Origin of the sequence: Duganella sp. HH101, assembly GCF_001758795.1 — a bacterium.
Taxonomy (GTDB): domain Bacteria; phylum Pseudomonadota; class Gammaproteobacteria; order Burkholderiales; family Burkholderiaceae_D; genus Rugamonas; species Rugamonas rivuli.
In genome coordinates this window covers 1-19,333 of record NZ_LRON01000020.1, presented here as the reverse complement: position 1 = coordinate 19,333, position 19,333 = coordinate 1, and the positions used below count along the sequence as shown (strand labels likewise).

Genomic DNA, 19,333 nt, shown 5'->3' with positions numbered 1-19,333 from the left:
CGGCCAGGAACCCGCCCATGTCCCAGCAACTGCACAAGGCCATGGCCGCCGGCAACCTGGCCGAAGCCGGGACCCTGGCGCTGGCGCTGGCGCAGCTGGGCGAGCTGGCCATCATCGACCTGATCGGCCTGGCCAGCCTGCTGTCGGCGCAGGGCAAGACCGAGCAAACCATCTCGCTGTACCAGCTGTGGCTGGAGCACTGCGATTCGCCGCTGGAATACGTGGCCTGGTACAACCTGGCCGTGGTGCTGCTGCAGGCGGGCGACGAAGCCGGCGCCGAACGCGGCTACCGGCAATCGCTGAAACTGCATCCCGGCTTCACCGAAAGCCAGCTGGGCCTGGGCGGCCTGCTGGAACGCCGCCGCCAGCCGGAGGCGGCGCTGGCGCAATGGCGCGCTGCGCTCGACGATCTCGACAACGCCTCGGCCGCCTCGCCGGCCCTGCAGATACGGCTGTACAACAACATCGGCCGGCTGGCCGAAGCACAGGGCGACCTGCCGCAGGCCGAGCAGGCGCTGCTGCACAGCCTGCAACTCGACCCGAGGCAAACCCTGATCGCACCGCTGTGGCTGAACCTGCGGCTGAAGCTGTGCGCGTGGCCGGTGTACGGCTTCGTGCCCGGCCTGAGCGAGAGCGCGCTGCGCCACGCCACCTCGGCGCTGGCGATGCTGAGCCTGAGCGACGATCCGGCCCGCCAACTGGCGGCGGCGCAGCGCGAAGTGCGCGCCACGCAGCCGCCGGCCCCGGCGCCGCTGGCCGACGGCGACGGCTACACCCACCGCAAGGTGCGCATCGGCTACCTGTCCAACGGCTTCGGCGCGCAGCCCGTCGGCCGCATGCTGGCCGAGCTGTTCGAGCTGCACAACCGCGAGCAGATCGAAGTCTACGGCTTCTGCTGGACGCCGGAGGACGGCTCGGCACTGCGCCAGCGCCTGCTGCGCGGCATGGACTTGCACGTGCCGATCGCCACGCTCAGCGACGCCCAGGCGGCGCAGGCGATACGCGCGCATGAGATCGATATCCTGGTCGACCTGCACGGCCGCCTGCCTGGCGCGCGCCCCGGCATCCTGCTGCAACGGCCGGCGCCGGTGCAGATCGCCTGGCTGGGCCAGCCCGGCACCAGCGCCATGGCCGCCATCGACTACGTGCTGGCAGACGCCGTCACGCTGCCGCCGGAATTGGCCCCGCATTACACCGAACAAGCGCTGTACCTGCCGCATTGCTACCAGCCGCAGGACCGTCTGCGCCCGCTGCCGCCCGCATCCACGCCCGGCGCGCGCGCCGCGTACGGCCTGCCGGAGCCGGGCTTCGTCTACTGCTGCTTCAGCGCGCCCGAGCAGATCACGCCGGAGCGCTACGCCACCTGGATGCGCATCCTGCACCAGGTGCCGGACAGCGTGCTGTGGCTGCAAGCGGCCGGCGAGCAGTTTCGCGACAACCTGCGGGTGGCGGCCATGCAGCGCGGCATACCCAGCGAGCGGCTGTGCTTTGCCGATCCGGCCGCGCCCGAGCAGCAGATGGCCCGCTACCAGGCCGCCGACCTGTTCCTGGACACCGCGCCTTACGCGGCGGGCGCCACGGCCGGCGACGTGCTGTGGGCCGGCCTGCCGCTGCTGACCAGCACCGGCCATTGCAGCGCCAGCCGCACCAGCGCCAGCCTGCTGCAGGCGGCCGGGCTGCCGGAGCTGGTGACGGCCAGCGAGAAAAAATACGAAGCCAGGGCGGTGCGTTTGGCGGAACGGCCCAAGGAACTGGCGCGGCTGCGCAACCGCCTGCGCAAGCACCGCGACACGGTGCCGCTGTTCGACACACCGCAGCTGGTGTGCGACCTGGAAGCGCTGTACCTGCGGGTGGCCAAGGGCGCCACCCGCGTCATTCCCGCGCAGGCGGGTATCCATGCCGGCCGGCTCGGCATGGATACCCGCCTGCGCGGGAATGACGGCGCGCCGGCGCCGCTGGTCAGCATCCTGATCGCCGCCGACAACCCGCTGCCGCTGGAAACCACCCTGCTCAGCGCGCTGGCGCAAACCTGGGCCAACTGCGAGATCGTCGTCAGCGACAGCAGCCCCGACGGCGCCTGCCGCGCCCTGCTCAAGCCCCACCTGAAAACCCACCGCCGCCTGCGCTACGCCCACGCACCCGGCCTGTCCCCGCTGGACAACCTCAACCACTGCCTGGCGCTGGCCCTGGGCGCCTACATCGCCGTCGCCCCGTCCGGCGACACGCTGGCGCCCGACAAGATCGCCGTCATGCTGCCCTACTTCCTCGACCACCCGCAAATCGGCCTGGTGGCCAGCTGGCGCCAGCCGCGCGCGCCGGATGGCCAGGCGCTGCCGGTGGCGCCGCTGTTCGCCACCGAGATCGTGGTCGGCGGCGGCTCGCTGGCCAACCTGCTGCTGAGCGGCGACAGCGGCGGCGCCGCCACCGTCTGCTCCCCCGGCGCCCTGCTGTTCAAGCGCGCCAGCATCGGCCTGGCCTTCGGTCACTATCATGAACGTCCCTACAGCGACCGCGCCAACGTCGCCACCGCATTGGCCGCGCTGGCCGGCGGCGACTACGTCTACCTGCCGCAGCCGCTGTCGAGCTACCGCGCCGCGCCCGCCGTGCCGGCCACACCGCTGGCCCAGCTGGAGGCCGGCATCGAAGCGCTGGAGCTGCTGTACCAGGCCCACGCCCACGGCCACCGCTTCGAACCGGCCGGCCGCTTCCAGCAGCTGTTGTCCGCTCGTCTAGCCGAATTGAACACACTCGTTTCCACCCATCACACACAACTGGCGGCCAGCGCCGTCCACCGGCCGCAGCTGGTCGACGCGCTGCAGCGCACCATGCGAATTGGCTATCAGCTCCTGCTGGCGCAATAACTGTGGTAAATCGCCATCGCCCAGTCTGCGGCACTAAATACCCCCTGCTTTTCGTTTAAAATAGCCCGGGCGCAATAGATAATGTAGCCTGCGTCAACTCAAAATAATCGGGGATAGCATGAAAGCAGTCATACTGGCTGGTGGACTGGGCACACGGCTCAGCGAAGAGACCACGGTCAAGCCTAAGCCGATGGTGGAAGTCGGCGGCAAGCCTATCCTGTGGCACATCCTGAAGAGCTACTCCGCTCACGGCATCAACGACTTCGTCATCTGCTGCGGCTACCGCGGCTACGTGATCAAGGAGTTCTTCGCCAACTACTTCCTGCACACTTCGGACGTCACCTTCGACCTGCAAAAGAACAGCATGGAAGTGCACGAGCGCCACGCCGAACCCTGGAAAGTCACGCTGATCGACACCGGCGCCGACACCCTGACCGGCGGCCGCCTCAAGCGCGTGCGCCAGTACGTCGAGAACGACGAAGCCTTCTGCTTCACCTACGGCGACGGCGTGTCCGACATCGACATCGCCGCCTCGATCGCCTTCCACAAGCAGCACGGCAAGCTGGCCACGATGACGGCCGTGCAGCCGCCGGGCCGCTTCGGCGCCATCGACATCGACGGCCAGCGCATCGTCAGCTTCAAGGAAAAACCGCAGGGCGACGGCGCCTGGATCAACGGCGGCTACTTCGTGCTGTCGCCGAAAGTGATCGACTACATCGCCGACGACAGCACCACCTGGGAAAAAGAGCCGATGGAAAAACTGGCCAGGGAAGGCCAGATGGACGCCTTCCACCACCACGGTTTCTGGCAGCCGATGGACACGCTGCGCGACAAGATCCTGCTGGAAGACCTGTGGGAAAGCGGCAAGGCGCCCTGGAAGCGATGGCCATGAATCCATCCTTCTGGCACGGCAAGCGTGTATTCCTGACCGGACACACCGGTTTCAAGGGGAGCTGGCTGAGCCTGTGGTTGCAGCAACTGGGCGCCCACGTCACCGGCTACGCCCTCGAAGCACCGAGCAAACCCAGCCTGTTCGACACGGCGCAAGTCGGCGCCGGCATGACCTCCATCATCGGCGACATCCGCGACGGCGCGGCCCTGCGCGAGGCGATGATGAAGGCGCAGCCCGAGATCGTCATCCACATGGCGGCGCAGGCGCTGGTGCGCTATTCCTACGCCCATCCGGTGGAGACCTACGCCACCAACGTCATGGGCCTGGTGAATTTCTTCGAAGCGGTGCGCAACACGCCCGGCGTCAAGGCCGTGGTCAACGTCACCAGCGACAAGTGCTACGAGAACAAGGAATGGGCCTGGGGCTATCGCGAGAACGAAGCCTTCGGCGGCTACGACCCTTACAGCAACAGCAAGGCCTGCGCCGAGCTGGTGACGGCCGGCTACCGCTCCTCCTTCTTCAATCCTGAAAAATACGCCGAGCACGGCGTCGGCCTGGGCTCAGGCCGCGCCGGCAATGTGATCGGCGGGGGCGACTGGGCCGAGGACCGCCTGATCCCCGACATGGTGCGCGCCATCGCCGCCGGCAAGCCGGTGCGCATCCGCAGCCCGCACGCGATCCGCCCGTGGCAGCATGTGCTGGAGCCGCTGTCGGGCTACCTGGCGCTGGCCGAACACCTGTACCTGCAAGGCGCGGATTTCGCCGAGGGTTTCAACTTCGGCCCGCACGACATCGACGCCCGCCCGGTCGAATGGATCATCGCGCGCCTGTGCGAAAGCTGGGGCGCAGGCGCCGGCTGGGAGCTGGACCCGCAGGCCGGCCAGCAGCCGCACGAGGCGCACTACCTGAAGCTCGATTGTTCCAAGGCCCGCAGCCGCCTGCACTGGCAGCCGCGCTGGCACCTGGGCCACACCATCGACATGATCGTCGCCTGGCACCAGGCCCACGCCAGGGGCGCCGACATGCGCGCGCTGACGCTGGCGCAAATCGACACGTATCAAAACACCGCACATCTTTAAGCGACCATCTTTAAGGCAGCAATCATGAGTGAAGCACAAAGCAAAGAACAACTCCGCGCACAGATCATCAAGCTGGTGGGCGAATACGGCGCGCTGGCCAGCGTGCCCAAGGCCTTCGAACCGGGCGTGACGGTGATCCCGCCGGCCGGCAAGGTGGTCGGCGCACCGGAAATGGAATTGATGGTCGAAGCCTCGCTCGATGCCTGGCTGACCACCGGCCGCTTCAACGACGAGTTCGAAGCCAGGCTGGCCAAGATGATAGGCGTGGACTTCCTGATCACCGTGAACTCCGGCTCCTCGGCCAACCTGGTCGCGTTCAACACGCTGACCTCGCCGAAGCTGGGCGCGCGCGCGATCCAGCAGGGCGATGAAGTGATCGGCGTGGCGGCGGGCTTCCCGACCACCGTCAACCCTATCATCCAGTTCGGCGCGATCCCGGTGTTCGTCGACGTCGAGCTGGGCACCTACAACATCGACGTGACCAAGCTGGAAGCGGCGATCTCGCCCAAGACCAAGGCCATCATGCTGGCCCACACGCTGGGCAATCCGTACAACCTGGACGTGATCACCGCGATCTGCAAGAAGCACAAGCTGTGGCTGATCGAGGACTGCTGCGACGCGCTGGGCTCCACCTACCACGGCAAGATGGTCGGCACCTTCGGCGACATCGGCACCATGTCCTTCTACCCCGCCCACCACATCACCATGGGCGAAGGCGGCGCGGTGTTCACCAACAACGCCGAACTGAAGATGATCGCCGAATCGTTCCGCGACTGGGGCCGCGACTGCTACTGCGCGCCGGGCAAGGACAACACCTGCGGCAAGCGCTTCTGCCAGTGCCTGGGCACGCTGCCGATGGGCTACGACCACAAGTACACCTACAGCCACCTGGGCTACAACCTGAAGATCACCGACATGCAGGCCGCCTGCGGCCTGGCGCAGATCGACCGCGCACCGGGCTTCATCCAGGCCCGCAAGGACAACTTCGCGTATTTAACCGAACGGCTGCAGTCGTGCGCCGACTTCCTGATCCTGCCGGTGGCGACCGAGCATTCCGACCCGTCGTGGTTCGGCTTCCCGATGACGCTCAAGCCGGAGGCGAACGTGTCGCGCGTGGACCTGCTGACCTACCTGGACCAGCACAAGATCGGCACCCGCCTGCTGTTCGCCGGCAACCTGACGCGCCAGCCCTACATGGCGGGCCGCAACTACCGCGTCTCCGGCGAGCTGACCAACACCGACCGCGTGATGAACGACACCTTCTGGATCGGCGTCTTCCCCGGCCTGACCCGCGAGATGCTGGACTATGCCGTCACCAAGCTGGAAGAATTCTTCGGCGTCGGATTCTGAGGGCGCCATGACACAAGCATCGCGGCATCCGATAGAAACCGCCGACATGGCCGCCATCGTGGCCACGCCTGGCATCGACTGGAGCCGGCTGGCCGGCCAGACCGTCTGCATCACCGGCGCGTCGGGCTTCCTGCCGTCCTACATGGTCGAGACCATGCTGTACCTGAACGAGACGCGCCAGCTCGGCATCCGCGTGCTGGCCATGGTGCGCAACCGCGCCGGCTTCGAGCGGCGCTACGCGCATCATTTGCCACAGCATGCACACCAGGGCGGCCGCACCGACCTGGTCTGCATCGAGCAGGATATCAGCAAACCCTTCACGCTGGACGAGCGGCCGGACTACATCATCCACGCCGCCAGCCAAGCCAGCCCGAAATACTATGCGACCGATCCGGTCGGCACGCTGAGCGCCAACACGCTGGGCACGGCGGCCCTGCTGGAACTGGCGCGCACCAGCGGCAGCAAGGGTTTCCTTTACTTCAGCAGCAGTGAAGTCTACGGCGCGGCCAGCAAGGTGCCGACCGCCGAGCAGGATTACGGCATCGTCGATCCGACTTCGGTGCGTGCCTGCTACGCCGAGAGCAAGCGCATGGGCGAGAACATGTGCGTGTCGTGGAGCCACCAGTACGGCATTCCCGTCAAAATCGTCCGTCCCTTCCACACCTACGGGCCGCGCATGCAGCTCGACGACGGCCGTGTCTACGCCGATTTCGTCGCCTGCATCCTGCACAACGAGGCGATCGCGCTGAAAAGCGACGGCCTGGCCACGCGCTCGTTTTGCTACTCGGCCGACGCCGTCGCCGGCTTCTGGAAAGTGCTGCTGGACGGCGCCGACGGCCAGGCCTACAACATCGGCAACCCGGACGGCGAGATCAGCATGCGCGCGCTGGGCCAGCTGCTGGTCGGCATGTATCCCGAAAAAGGCCTGAGCGTCAGCTACGTCGAACGTCCGCAAGGCGACAACTATCTGGCCAGCGCCGTGCAGCGCGGCGCACCCGACATCGCCAAGGCCAGGGCCCTGGGCTGGAGCCCGGCCACCTCGCTGGCCGACGGCTTCCGCCGCACCATAGAAAGCTATTTGTGATGACCGATTCCACGACCGACCTGGCGCGCCGCATCCGGCTGCAATGCCTGCACATGTGCCACACCAAGCGCGCCTCGCACCTGGGCGGCGCCTTCTCGGTGGCTGACGTGCTGGCCGTGCTGTACGGCGGCCTGCTGACCGCCGACCCGAAACAGCCGCGCGCGCCGCAGCGCGACCGCGTGTTCTACAGCAAGGGCCACGCCTGCACCGCGCTGTACGCCACGCTGGCCGAAACCGGCTATTACGACAAGTCCGAGCTGGACACCTTCACCGACAACGGCAGCTACTTCACCTCGCACGTCAATCACAAGGTGCCGGGCGTGGAGCTGTCGACCGGCAGCCTGGGGCACGCGCTGTCGGTGGCCGCCGGCGTGGCGCTGGCCGGCAAGCGCCGCCGGGCTCCGTGGCACACCTACGCCATCGTCAGCGACGGCGAGCTCGATGAAGGCTCGAACTGGGAAGCCATCCTGTTCGCGCCCCACCATCGGCTCGACAACCTGACGCTGGTGGTCGACTACAACAAGATCCAGAGCTTCGGCAGCACCGCCGAGGTGCTCAACCTCGATCCGCTGGCGGACAAGTTCAAGGCCTTCAACTGGGAGACCGTCGAAGTGGACGGCCACGACCACGCGGCGCTGGCCGCCGCGCTGTCCAAGGAGGGCCGCAGCGGCAAGCCGCGCGTGGTGATCGCCCACACCGTCAAGGGCAAGGGCGTGAGCTTCATGGAACACCAGCTGGCCTGGCACTACAAGTCGCCGGACGCCGCCCAATTCGCCGCCGCCCGCGCCGAACTGCTGCAAGAGGATCAAGCATGAGAAACAGTTTTATCACCACCCTGATGGCGCAGGCGGCCCAGGACGAGCGCATCTTCCTGCTGTGCGGCGACCTCGGTTACTCGGTGCTGGAGCCGTTCGCCGAGGCTTATCCTGAGCGCTTCCTCAACGTCGGCATCGCCGAGCAGAACATGGTCGGCCTGGCGACGGGCCTGAGCATGGAAGGCTACACGGTGTTCTGCTACTCGATCGGCAACTTCCCGACCTTGCGGGCGATGGAGCAGATCCGCTACGACGTCGCCTACCACGAGGCCAACGTCAAGATCATCGCGGTCGGCGGCGGCTACGCCTACGGTCCGCTGAGCACTTCGCACCACACCACCGAGGAACTGGGCATGCTGCGCACCATCCCCGGCATGGTGGTCACGGCGCCGGGCGACCCCGCCGAGGTGGACGCCATGACGGCCTTCATCGCCCGGCACCGCGGCCCATGCTATATGCGCCTGAACAAGGCCGGCGAAGCGCGCCTGCACCCGCAGCCGCCGGCGCTCAAGCTGGGCGACATCGTGCCGGTGCGCACGGCGGCCGGCGGCGCCTCGGCGGCGGTGTTCGCCACCGGCGACATGGTCGGCTACGCGGCGCGCTACCTGGCGCAGCACGCGCCGCACATCGACCTGTACAGCTTCCCCTTCGTCAATCCGATCGACCGCGCGCAGCTGGCGGCGCTGGCCGCGCGCTACCGCCACGTGGCCACGCTGGAGGAACACCAGGCCAATGGCGGCTTCGGCTCGGCCGTGCTGGAACGCCTGCACGACCTGCTGTCCGACGGCGAGCTGGCGGCGCTGCCGGCGATCAAGCGCATCGCCATTCCGAATGCCTTCATCAGCAGCGCCGGCTCGCAGGATTTCCTGCGCGAGAAAATGGGCCTCCAGCTGAACGGCTGGCACGCCTCCCTGTCCTGAACCTTTACCGCGAGTGCTGACATGATTTCCATCCAAACGACCCTGGACCAGTTCCAGCAAGGCGCGACCGACAAGCCGACCTTCATCAAGACCATGTACGAGCAACACCACGCGGTGTTGTTCGACTACGCCAGCTACATCGGCCGGACCAACGTGCGCAAGATCGAGGTGGAAGACGGCAAGGTCATCATGACCTCGCGCGACCGCGGCATCCGCATCGCCTGCACCCCGGGCGACTACCGCGTGGCGCCGATGGAAACGCTGAACTTCTTCGACTACGAGAAGGAAGAGGCGACCATGATGGAGAACCTGGTGGCCGACGGCGACAACTTCTTCGACATCGGCGCCAACATCGGCTGGTACGCGCTCAACATCGCCGCCTCGCGCCGCGCCACCACGGTGTACGCGTTCGAGCCGATTCCGACCACCTACGGCCACCTGAGCACCAACCTGGCGCTCAACGCCAGCGCCAACATCTTGCCGCACAACTTCGGCCTGTCCGAGCAGGCGGGCGAGTTCACCTTCTACTATCCGCCCGAGGGCTCGGGCAACGCCTCGGCGGTCAACCTGACCGGCCGCGACGACGTGCGCACCGCGCGCTGCGAAGTACGCACGCTCGACGCCTACACCGCCGACACCGGCGTGCGCGTGGACTTCATCAAGTGCGACGTCGAAGGCGCCGAGCTGCTGGTGTTCAAGGGCGGCTTCGAGACCATCAAGCGCGACCTGCCTATCGTGCTGTCGGAAATCCTGCGCAAGTGGTCGGCCAAGTTCAACTACAACCCGAACGAGATCTTCGCGCTGTTCCGCAGCGTCGGTTACGAGGTCTACACGGCCGAAGGCGGGCGCCTGGTGCGGTTCGGCGAAATGGATGAGCACACCATCCCGACCAACTACTTCTTCCTGCATCCGCGCAAGCACGCCGAACAACTGCGCCGCTATCTGCGCGCCTGAACGGAAAGCCCCATGGACAACCCAGACATCGTCCTGTCGATCTGCATCCCGACCTTCAACCGCGCCCCGTTCCTGCAACAGACGCTGGACAGCATCGTCAGCCAGCCGGCCTTCGCCGACACTCACGACATCGAAATCGTCATCGCCGACAACGCTTCGGAAGACGAGACCGGGGCGGTGGCCGCCCGCTACGTGGCGGCCTTCCCCGGCAAGATCCAGTACCACCGCCACGCCGAGACCATCTCGCCGGACATGAACTTCAAGTTCGTCATGGAGCACGGCCGCGGCCTGTACCTGAAGCTGCACAACGACAACCTGCTGGTCCATCCCGGCACGCTGGCCGAGCTGGTCAAGGTGTACCGCGCCACGGCGGCCGAGATGCCGGTGGTCTTCCTCACCAACGGCAACCACGCGCAGGGCAACCCGATCGAGGCGCTGACCAGCGTCAGCGATTTCGTGCGGCGGGTATCGTTCATGTCGACCTGGATCGGCGGCTTCGGCATGTGGCGCAGCGAGTTCCACGCGCTGCCCGACTTCGCCCGCAACCAGCACCTGCGGCTGGTGCAGACCGACGTGATGCTGCGCCTGCTCGGCATGGGCAAGCGCGCCATCGTGCTGTTCGGCCACTACTTCAGCGGCGTGCCCACCGGCCGCAAGGGCAACTACAAGAAGGGCGGCTACAACATCGCCGAGGTGTTCGGCAAGAACTACCTGAGCCTGCTCAAGCCCTACCTGGCCACCGGCCAGCTCGACCGCGGCGTCTACGAGCACGAGAAGAAGCTGCTGCTGATCCAGCACATCATCCCCTGCTACTTCGACCCCAACAACGACTACCAGAAGACCGGCTTCTTCGAGCACATGCAGGATTATGTGGACGACGACTACTTCTACCAGGCCGTGGCCCATCTCGACAGCGACGTGCCGCCGCGCCAGGCCGCGCCTGCGCCGGCGCCTGTCGCGGCGCCGGCGCCGACCTTCGAGGAACAGAAGCGCGCCTACTGGCGCGCGCTGAACCCGCACAACCACACCGAGCTGACGATGTCGGCCGGGCCGTTCGATTTCAACCGCGTCACCGTCGGCCGCATGTCGTACGGCGAGCTCAATGTGATGGCCTACGGCCGCGAGGGCGAACGGCTAACCATCGGCAATTTCGTGTCGATGGCCAGCGAGGTCAAGTTCATGTTGGGCGGCAACCACCCATATGAAGGCGTGTCGACCTACCCCTTCCTGGTGAAGTATTTCGGCGAAATGCTGGAATCGACCAACAAGGGGCCGATCGTGGTGGGCGACGACGTCTGGATCGGCTACCAGGTGCTGATCCTGTCCGGCGTGACCATCGGCCAGGGCGCGGTGATCGCGGCCGGCAGCGTCGTGACCAAGGACGTGGCGCCGTACACCATCGTCGGCGGCAATCCGGCCAAGTTCATCAAGCACCGCTACGAGCCGGCGGTGATCGAGAAGATGCTGCAGTTCGATTTCTCCAAGCTCAGCGACCAGACCATCCTGGCCAACCGCGACGTGCTGTACGAGCCGCTGACGGCCGACAATGTCGACCGTGTCATTGCACGGCTGACTGCCGGCTGACGCCGGTCAGAAGTAGGCCAGGTCCAGCACCACGCCGGCGCCGGCCAGCAGCGCCTGGCGCGCCAGACGGGTCGCCATATTGGGCGCCGCATGCTTGCGGTACAGCTGCAGCATGACCTCGACGATCTTGTCGTCCTGCGAGTTGCCGCGCCGCATGTTCTCGGGCGCCGTGGCCTGGCTCTTGTGGATCACCACGCCGTCGGTGGCCAGGTGGTACAGCTTGCGGCCGTGCATGGCGGCCAGCAGGAAATCCCAGTCTTCGTACAAAATCAGCTCGGTCTCGTTGCGCACCCCGGCCAGCACGTCGCGGCGGTAGGCCACGCAGCTGTTGGGAATGCGGTTGCGCACATAGATGCTGTCGAAGCTGACGTCGGCAATCGAGATCGACTGGGTCGACAGCGCGGCCGGCGGATGCACGGTGCGGTCTTCGTTCTGCACCTGGAAGTCGCAGAACAGCAGTTCCGGCTTGTCGCGCAGCAGGCGCGCCTTCAGCGCCGCCAGGTGGCCGGGGCGGTAGGTGTCGTCGTCGTCGAGGAACAGGATGTATTCGCCCTCGGCGATCGCCAGCCCGAGGTTGCGGCTGGCGGCCGGCCCCCCCTTGCCGCTGCGCCGTATCACGTAGTCGAAGCGGGTGTCGAGCTGGGACAGCTGCTGGTAGGGCGGCAGATAGCCGGCCGTGTCCGACACGATGATGACGTTGAAGTCCTGGCAGGTCTGAGCGATCAGCGATTCCAGCGTGCGGATCAGCAGCAGCGGGCGGTCGTGGGTGGCGATGATGATGGTGAACACGTATCAGGCTCCGGTCGGCTCAGTCCATGGAAAATGCGATTCTAACCCGGCGCGCCGGCGCCGGCGTTTTTTTGTGCGGCGCCGGCATCACCCCGGCGTCATGCCGGGCAGGCGCCCGAGGATGGCGCGGAACAGCCGTTCGCTGATCTGCGCCATGCCCCAGTCCTTGGGATGAGCCTCGACGCCGCTATGCGCATAGGTCGGATGGGCGCGATCGATATTGTGAACGCTGTCGAACAGGTCGCCGATGTACACATAGTGGGCGCCATGCAGCTGGCATACCTGTTCGATCACGGAATCCTTGGGCGGCGTGCGCCACCAGGTCGATAAGCAGAACACGTTCGGGCTGAATCGACAGGCGGCATAGACCAGCAACTGCAGGTTGTCAGCGAAGTCATCGAGCTCCTCCTGGGTGCGGATGTTGTCGCCCAGCTGTATCACCATCACCGCCGGCCGCCGCGCCAGCACCTCGTGCAGCGAGCGGATGTGACCGAGCGCGATCGCCGTATTCGTCTCGAACGGATAGAAGTTGCGGATATACGCCTGCTGCGGTGCGATCCGCAACTGCCGTAGCAGCCGGTGGGCGTAATCGTTGCCGGCCGAGCTGGCCGCCATGCCGTGGCTTTGATGCCAGCCGATTTCGACGCTGGGAGCGTGCAGCGTCAGGCTGTTGCCGATGAAGGCAATCTTCAGGTGCTGGGGTAACTCGGGAATCTCATGGACTTCGAAGTTGTTGTCGGTGTAGTACGGCGTCATGATCGGTCTATCAAGGCTCGCGTATCGATTCGTCCATCGCCCGCGTCAGCGGATACAGCAGGTAGGACATCACGGTACGGTGGCCCACCACCACCTCGGCCGACACCGTCATGCCCGGCAGCAGCTGGGCGCCGTCGGTCATCTTCTTCAGCTTGCCGGTGTAGGGGATGCGGCTCAGGTAGTAGGCGTCCAGGCCGCCGCCGTTCTTGTCGGCCGCCTCGCGCTTGAAGGAATCCTGGCTGATGGTGCGCACTTTGCCTTCCAGCATGCCGTGCTGCTGGAACGAGAAGGCGTCGACCTTGATGTGGGCCGGCGCGCCCTGCTTGATGTAGCCGATGTCGAGCGAATCGATCTGCACTTCGGCCTCCAGCTGCGCGCCCAGCGGCACCAGCGTGAACAGCGGCTCGGCCTCGCGCACGATGGAGCCGACCGACAGCTTGCCGATCTCCAGCACCACGCCGTCGGCCGGCGCCACCATGCGGATCGCCTTGGCGCGCTTGTCGGCCTTGGCCAGCTGCTCGTTGATGCCGTCGCGGTCGCGCGTCGCGCTCAGCAGGTCTTCCATGGCCTTCTGGCGCCAGCTCTTGTCGAAGGCGGAACGCTCGGCCTGGGCCGCGGCCAGCTCGCTGGCCATCTCGATCGCCTTGTTGCGCTGCAAGTCCATATCGCGCTCGACTTCGAGGCGGCGGTCGCGCGCCTCCAGCAAGTGCATCTTGGCGCCGAACTGCTCGGCCATCAGCTGCTCCTGCATGGCTTCCACTTCGCGCAGCGACTTGACGCGCTGGGCCAGGATGGACTGGTCGTGCTTGTTCGTTTCCAGGCCGTGCTGCAGGCGCGCGATGTTCTGGTCCATCTTGTTTTTCTGCGCCTCGAAGTTGGCCTTGCGCTCGGTCGACAGCTGCGCCTGCAGCAGCGCGTCCGGCGTCGAGCCGCTGCCGGTGACGGCGCCCGGCTGGCCGGCCAGCTCGGCGCGCAGGCCGGCGGCCTGGGTGTTCAGGCTGTTCAGGCGCACGCGCAGCTGCTGCTCGTCGGCGGTGGTGAAGGTCGGGTCCAGCGTGGCCAGCACCTGGCCTTTTTTCACCACCTGGCCGACGCGCACGTCGATGCTGGCGATGATGGAGGTGTCGAGCGGCTGCACCACGATGTTGGGCAGCGGATTGACCAGGCGGCCGTGGGCCACGACGATCTTCTCCACCGGCGAGACGCTGGCCCAGATGATGAAGAAGGCGAACGCCCCCAGCAGCACGTGCAGCGTGATGCGCACAAAGCGCGGCAGCGGGCCGCGCTCGATGGCGTCGGCGTCCGGCAGAAACTCGATTTCGGTCTCGTCCTTGCGGCGGCGCTTGAAGCTTAAAGGTGACTTGTTTGCTGGTTCCATAAGTGCTGGTAAGTGTCGCTACGGGTGAGCAGTTCTTCGTGGCGGCCGGCATCCATCAGCCGGCCCTGTTGCATGACCATGATCTTGTCGGCGTTGACCAGCGTCGACAGGCGGTGCGAGATCATCACCACCGTGCGGCCCACCGCGATGCGCGACAGGTTGCTGATGAAGATGGCTTCGGATTCCGGATCCAGCGCCGAGGCCGCTTCGTCCAGGATCAGGATGCGCGGCTTGGCCACCAGCGTGCGGGCGATCGACAGCCGCTGCTTCTGGCCGCCGGACAGGTTGGACGCGTTCTCTTCGAGCACGGTGTCGTAGCCCATCGGCAGGCGCTCGATGAACTCGTCGGCGCCGGCCGCGGCCGCCGCTTCGACCAGTTCTTCAAACGTGGCGTCGGGCTTGGTGACGGACAGGTTTTCGCGCACCGTGCCGCGGAACAGGAAGTTCTCCTGCAACACGACGCCGATCTGGCGCCGCAGGTGCGACAGCTCGATCTCGCGGGCGTCGATGCCGTCGAAGCGGACGATGCCTTCCTGCACCGGATACAGGCCCTGGATCAGCTTGGTCAAGGTGGTCTTGCCGGAGCCGGAGCGGCCGACGATGCCGACCACCGTGCCCGGCTCGATGGTGAAGCGGGCCTTGTCCAGCGCCATCGCCTGCGCGCCGGGGTAGCGGAAGGTGACGTCGTCGAAGCGGATCTCGCCCTGCAGCACGGGACGCAGGCCGTTGGCGCCGGCGCGGCCTTCGGGCGCGCGGTTCATCACCTCGCCCAGCATGCGCACCGACAGCGCGGTTTCCTGGTATTCGTTGACCAGGCCGACGATGGAGATCAGCGGCTGGGTGACGCGGCCGGACAGCATCTGGAAGGCGATCAGCGCGCCGACCGACAAGGTGCTGTCGAACACGTCGGCGGCGCCGACCACGATCAGCGTGACCGGCAGCAGCTTGCCGAGGAAATCGGTGACGGCGTTGCCGGCGATGGAGATCTGGCCGACGCGGAAGTGCATGGTGATGGCTTCGGCCGAGCGCTGGTCCCAGATGCGGCGCTGCGACGGTTCGATCGCCAGCGCCTTGACGGTGCGCATGCCGTGGATGGTTTCCACCAGCATGCCCTGGCGCTGGCCCTCGGCCGAATACAGGGCGTTGAGGCGGCGCTGGAAGGTCGGCACCATGGCCATCACCACCGCCGCGATCATGCCGGCGAACAGCAGCACGATCATGGCCAGCTTGAACGAGTAGCTGAACAGGATGGGCACGAACACCAGCAGCGCGATCAGGTCGAGCGCGGTGAAGAACAGGCGGCCGGTCAGGAAGCTGCGGATTTTTTCCAGCTGCTGCATGTGGCGCGTGACCACGCCGGCGCTGGTGGTCTCGAAGAAGTCGATCGGCAGCGACAGCAGGTGGCTGAACACGCGGCGCGTCAGCCGCATGTCGATCTTGTTGGAGGCGGCCAAGGTCAGCGTCTGGCGCAGGAAGCCGAAGGTGGCGTCGAACACCAGCGCGGCGACGATGCCCACCGCCAGCACCTGCAAGGTGGTCACGCTCTGGTGCGTCAGCACCTTGTCGATCACCAGCTGGAAGAAGATCGGCGAGGCCAGCGCCAGCAGCTGCATGGCGATGGCGGCGATGAAGATGTCGCGGAACGCCGCTTTTTGTTTCAGGATTTCCGGGATGAACCAGCGCAGGCCGAACGGCTGGTTGGGGTCGCTCAGCTTGTGCTGGCGTTTGATGAACAGCACGTCGCCGCCCCAGCGCTTCTCGAAGTCGGCGCGGCCGACCATGACCACGGCGGCGTTGGCGTTGGCGGGGTTGAGCACGGCCACCTGGTCTTCGGCGCCGTTCTCGCCCGGCTTGACGCCGACCGCGATCACCATATTGCCGTCGACCAGGCGCGCCATCAGCGGGAACACGCCGCCCTGCGCCATCAGGCGCGACCACGTCAGCTTGTCGGCCTTGGCCTTGAGGCCGATGTCCGAGGCGATGCGCAGCAAGGCCCCGGTGCCCGGTTCCTCGGCGCGCAGCGCGTAGTCGTCGATCAGCCGCTCGGGATTGATTTGCAGACCATGATGCTGCGCGATGGCAGTCAGACACTGGATCGCGGTGTGGGGGAATTTATCGTGCATAGGCCTGGTTGATGAAAAAAGCTTGCATTAGCGCACTATCGTGCCAGCCTTCGGATTCTAACCTAGTGGGGTAGTTCCCGGAGCTTTTTGTGTTGTAGAAACACAGCCCCGTTTACCCGCCTGTTCGCCGCATAAAAAAAAGCGGCAAGGCCCGCAGGCCTTGCCGCTCTTACTTCCGTTCAGGAGGCCGCTGCCTGGTGCTTATTTGGCAGCCAGGAAGCCCTGGTGGTTGCCGCCTTGCAGCGCCTTCAGTCGCAGCGTTTCCTCGCTGGCAGCCTGGCTGGTCGTCGCGGTCAGCTTGTTGTCGTAATTGCTGATCGCGTCGGCCATCGCCGCCACCGCGGTGTTGACGCTGTTCGGCACTTCCAGCTTGGTCGCGCCGGTGGTCGCTGCCGCCGCCGCATCGAAGCTCGACATCGCCGAGGCCAGGCCGCTGACCGAGGAGGTCAGGCTGGTGCTCGCCGCGCCGGTCTGGAACCAGACGTCCGCTGCCGCGTGGCTGGCGCCGTCGGCGGTCTCGTAGGTCGAGGTGATGCCGACGATGTTGCCGTTGTTGAGCGAGGCGTTTTCCCTGGCGTCCAGGTTCAGCTTGGTGATGCCCAGCGACTGCAGCGATTTCAGCTCGTCGGCCTGGCTGACGCCGTCGGCGTTGCCGTCGACCCAGACACGCAGGTCGGCGTAGGCGCTGTCCTTGGCATCGACCACACCGTCGTGGTTGGTGTCGAGCTCGGCCAGTGCGCTGTAGCCGTTGGTCGCTTTCTGACCGTTGGCCAGCGTGGTGCCCGAACCGAACAACTCGCCGCCGTCGTTGATGACGCCGTCATGGTTGCGGTCCAGGGCCAGCAGGCCGTCGCCGCCGCCCACCCAACCGGTGTTGACCTTGGTGCCGGTGGCGTTCAGGTCGAAGTTCACACCAACCGACAGGCCCAGGGTGTTGATGCCGTTGTTGTTCAGGTCCAGCACGATCGGCGTACCCAGTGGCGAAGGCAGCGCTGCGATCTGGTCGGTCGACAGGCCAGGCACCTGGGCGCTGGTGATCGCGCAGACTTGCTGCGTGGTCAGCGAGTGGATCTGGTCGGTCGTCAGGGCGCGGATCTGCGACGTGCTCAGCGCGGCGATCGCGCCGGACTTCATGCCCACCAGGTCGGCCGTTTCGAGCGCGGCCAGCTGGTTGGTCGTCATCGCCTTGACCTGGTTCGAGCTCAGCGCAGCAACCTGCTGGCTCGACAGCGCCACGATCTGGTCGGTCGTCAGCGCCGCCACCTGGGCGGTCTGCAGGCCGCCGATCACCGAGGTACGCAGCACGGTGATGTCTTCCGTGCCCAGCGCCGCGACGGCGTTGGTGGTCAGCGAGCTCAGTTGCGCCGAGCTCAGTACCGCGACCTGGGTCGTGGTCAGCGCCACGGCCTGGTCGGTGCTGAGCGCCGACGACAGGTTGGCGGTGCTCAGGGCGGCGATCTGGCCGGTGCTCAGCACCGAGATCTGGTCGGTGGTCAGTGCGGCGACCTGGGCCGAACGCAGGGTCGAGATGACCGAGGTTTTCAGCGCACCGATGTCGGCCGTTTCGATGGCGGCGATGTCGTTGGTGGTCAGCGCGTTGACCTGGGCGGTGCTCAGCACGGCCAGCTGGCTGGACGTCAGCGCCACCACTTGATCCGTGGTCAGGCCGGAAGCCAGGTTGGCGGTGGTCATCGCGGCGAGCTGGGCGGTGCTCAGCACGCCGACCTGGTCGGTGGTCAGACCGGCGACCTGCTGCGTGCTCAGGGCGGCGATGACGGCGGTTTTCAGCGCGCCGATGTCGGCCGTTTCAATCGCGGCGACCTGGGTGCTGGTCATCGAGCCGATCTGCAGGCTGGTCAGCGCGCCGATCTGGCCCGAACCCAGCGCAACGATCTGGTCGGTGGTCAGGGCCTTGGCCTGGCCGGTCGACAGGGCGCCGATGGCCGAGGTTTTCAGCGCGCCGATGTCGGCCGTTTCGATGGTGGCGATGTTGAGCGTGCTCAGGGCGGCCACTTGAGCCGAGCTCAGCGCGCCTACCTGTTGCGACGCCAGTGCGACGACCTGGTCGGTGGTCAGGGCCTGGATGTTGGCCGTGGTGATCGCGGCGATCTGGCCGGTGCTCAGGTTGGACAGCTGGTCGGTGGTCAGCGCCGCCAGTTGGCCGGTCTTCAGCGCGGCGATGATGGCGGTTTTCAGGCCCACGATATCGGCCGTTTCGATCGCGGCGATGTCGGTGGTCGACAGCGCGCCGAACTGGTTGGAGTTCAGGGCGCCGAACTGCACCGAGCTCATCGCGACGATCTGGTCGGTGGTCAGACCCGAGGCCAGGTTGGCGGTGGTCATCGCGGCGAATTGCGCGGTGCTCAGCACGGTGATCTGGTCGGTGGTCAGCGCGGCGGTCTGCTGCGTGGTGAAGGCGGCGACGGCGGCGGTTTTCAGCGCGCCGATGTCGGCCGTTTCAATCGCGGCGACCTGGGTACTGGTCATCGAACCGATCTGCAAGCTGGTCAGCGCGCCGATCTGGCCCGAGCCCAGTGCGACGATCTGGTCGGTGGTCAGGGCCTTGGCCTGGCCGGTCGACAGGCCGGCGATGGCGGCGGTTTTCAGCGCGCCGATGTCGGCCGTTTCGATGGTGGCGATGTTGAGCGTGCTCAGGGCGGCCACCTGGGCCGAGCTCAGCGCGCCGACCTGTTGCGACGACAGCGCGACGACCTGGTCGGTGGTCAGGGCCTGGATGTTGGCCGTGGT

General features: G+C 66.4%; 13 protein-coding genes and 1 pseudogene. 9 read left to right on the top strand and 5 right to left on the bottom strand.

What is annotated here, in order from left to right; translation table 11 throughout:
- The first annotated feature begins 17 nt into the window (after positions 1-17).
- From DUGA2_RS25170 to DUGA2_RS32920, 9 genes are all read left to right on the top strand, one after another.
- The gene (locus DUGA2_RS25170; protein WP_070272166.1) at positions 18-2,861 is read left to right on the top strand and encodes a glycosyltransferase; all 2,844 of its coding nucleotides are present in this window, start codon (positions 18-20) and stop codon (positions 2,859-2,861) included.
- A gap of 118 nt (positions 2,862-2,979) precedes the next feature.
- Positions 2,980-3,753, top strand: a complete 774-nt coding sequence (rfbF, locus tag DUGA2_RS25165; RefSeq protein WP_070272165.1) for a glucose-1-phosphate cytidylyltransferase — start codon at positions 2,980-2,982, stop codon at positions 3,751-3,753.
- Positions 3,750-4,832, top strand: coding sequence for a CDP-glucose 4,6-dehydratase (gene rfbG / locus DUGA2_RS25160; protein ID WP_210402596.1), 1,083 nt, complete (start codon positions 3,750-3,752; stop codon positions 4,830-4,832). Before rfbF ends, rfbG begins: the two co-directional genes overlap by 4 nt.
- Positions 4,833-4,856: 24 nt before the next feature.
- Positions 4,857-6,182, top strand: a complete 1,326-nt coding sequence (gene rfbH / locus DUGA2_RS25155; protein WP_070272163.1) for a lipopolysaccharide biosynthesis protein RfbH — start codon at positions 4,857-4,859, stop codon at positions 6,180-6,182.
- Between the two features lie 7 nt (positions 6,183-6,189).
- Positions 6,190-7,266: an NAD-dependent epimerase/dehydratase family protein gene (locus DUGA2_RS25150; RefSeq protein ID WP_070272162.1), complete on the top strand. Its 1,077-nt coding sequence runs from the start codon at positions 6,190-6,192 to the stop codon at positions 7,264-7,266.
- Positions 7,266-8,081 carry a transketolase gene (locus DUGA2_RS25145; protein ID WP_070272161.1) on the top strand — a complete coding sequence of 272 codons (816 nt, stop codon included), beginning with the start codon at positions 7,266-7,268 and terminating at the stop codon, positions 8,079-8,081. The genes DUGA2_RS25150 and DUGA2_RS25145 overlap by 1 nt, the downstream gene beginning before the upstream one ends.
- Positions 8,078-9,001: a transketolase family protein gene (locus DUGA2_RS25140; protein WP_070272160.1), complete on the top strand. Its 924-nt coding sequence runs from the start codon at positions 8,078-8,080 to the stop codon at positions 8,999-9,001. Before DUGA2_RS25145 ends, DUGA2_RS25140 begins: the two co-directional genes overlap by 4 nt.
- A gap of 21 nt (positions 9,002-9,022) precedes the next feature.
- Entirely contained in the window at positions 9,023-9,955 is a 933-nt protein-coding gene (locus DUGA2_RS25135) for an FkbM family methyltransferase (protein ID WP_070272159.1), read from the top strand.
- A gap of 12 nt (positions 9,956-9,967) precedes the next feature.
- Positions 9,968-11,539 (top strand): glycosyltransferase, encoded by a 1,572-nt coding sequence (locus DUGA2_RS32920; protein WP_071658974.1) that lies wholly within the window; start codon positions 9,968-9,970, stop codon positions 11,537-11,539.
- A gap of 6 nt (positions 11,540-11,545) precedes the next feature.
- Here DUGA2_RS32920 and DUGA2_RS25125 read toward each other — a convergent pair whose 3' ends face one another.
- From DUGA2_RS25125 to DUGA2_RS25105, 5 genes and pseudogenes are all read right to left on the bottom strand, one after another.
- The gene (locus tag DUGA2_RS25125; RefSeq protein ID WP_070272158.1) at positions 11,546-12,328 is read right to left on the bottom strand and encodes a glycosyltransferase family 2 protein; all 783 of its coding nucleotides are present in this window, start codon (positions 12,326-12,328) and stop codon (positions 11,546-11,548) included.
- Positions 12,329-12,415: 87 nt separating this feature from the next.
- Positions 12,416-13,084, bottom strand: coding sequence for an SGNH/GDSL hydrolase family protein (locus DUGA2_RS25120; RefSeq protein WP_070272157.1), 669 nt, complete (start codon positions 13,082-13,084; stop codon positions 12,416-12,418).
- Positions 13,085-13,094: 10 nt separating this feature from the next.
- Positions 13,095-14,462 (bottom strand): HlyD family type I secretion periplasmic adaptor subunit, encoded by a 1,368-nt coding sequence (locus DUGA2_RS25115; RefSeq protein WP_070272156.1) that lies wholly within the window; start codon positions 14,460-14,462, stop codon positions 13,095-13,097.
- Positions 14,435-16,585, bottom strand: coding sequence for a peptidase domain-containing ABC transporter (locus DUGA2_RS25110; protein WP_070272155.1), 2,151 nt, complete (start codon positions 16,583-16,585; stop codon positions 14,435-14,437). Before DUGA2_RS25110 ends, DUGA2_RS25115 begins: the two co-directional genes overlap by 28 nt.
- A gap of 201 nt (positions 16,586-16,786) precedes the next feature.
- Positions 16,787-19,333: pseudogene (locus DUGA2_RS25105) on the bottom strand (heme utilization protein); the annotation flags it as partial.

Bases quoted from the DNA above. Each gene is read 5' to 3' on its own strand.
- DUGA2_RS25145 (WP_070272161.1), top strand. From the start codon at position 7,266: ATGACCGATTCCACGACCGACCTGGCGCGCCGCATCCGGCTGCAATGC.
- DUGA2_RS32920 (WP_071658974.1), top strand. From the start codon at position 9,968: ATGGACAACCCAGACATCGTCCTGTCGATCTGCATCCCGACCTTCAAC.
- DUGA2_RS25115 (WP_070272156.1), bottom strand. From the start codon at position 14,462: ATGGAACCAGCAAACAAGTCACCTTTAAGCTTCAAGCGCCGCCGCAAG.
- DUGA2_RS25135 (WP_070272159.1), top strand. From the start codon at position 9,023: ATGATTTCCATCCAAACGACCCTGGACCAGTTCCAGCAAGGCGCGACC.
- rfbG (WP_210402596.1), top strand. From the start codon at position 3,750: ATGAATCCATCCTTCTGGCACGGCAAGCGTGTATTCCTGACCGGACAC.
- DUGA2_RS25150 (WP_070272162.1), top strand. From the start codon at position 6,190: ATGACACAAGCATCGCGGCATCCGATAGAAACCGCCGACATGGCCGCC.
- rfbF (WP_070272165.1), top strand. From the start codon at position 2,980: ATGAAAGCAGTCATACTGGCTGGTGGACTGGGCACACGGCTCAGCGAA.
- DUGA2_RS25140 (WP_070272160.1), top strand. From the start codon at position 8,078: ATGAGAAACAGTTTTATCACCACCCTGATGGCGCAGGCGGCCCAGGAC.
- rfbH (WP_070272163.1), top strand. From the start codon at position 4,857: ATGAGTGAAGCACAAAGCAAAGAACAACTCCGCGCACAGATCATCAAG.
- DUGA2_RS25120 (WP_070272157.1), bottom strand. From the start codon at position 13,084: ATGACGCCGTACTACACCGACAACAACTTCGAAGTCCATGAGATTCCC.
- DUGA2_RS25110 (WP_070272155.1), bottom strand. From the start codon at position 16,585: ATGCACGATAAATTCCCCCACACCGCGATCCAGTGTCTGACTGCCATC.
- DUGA2_RS25170 (WP_070272166.1), top strand. From the start codon at position 18: ATGTCCCAGCAACTGCACAAGGCCATGGCCGCCGGCAACCTGGCCGAA.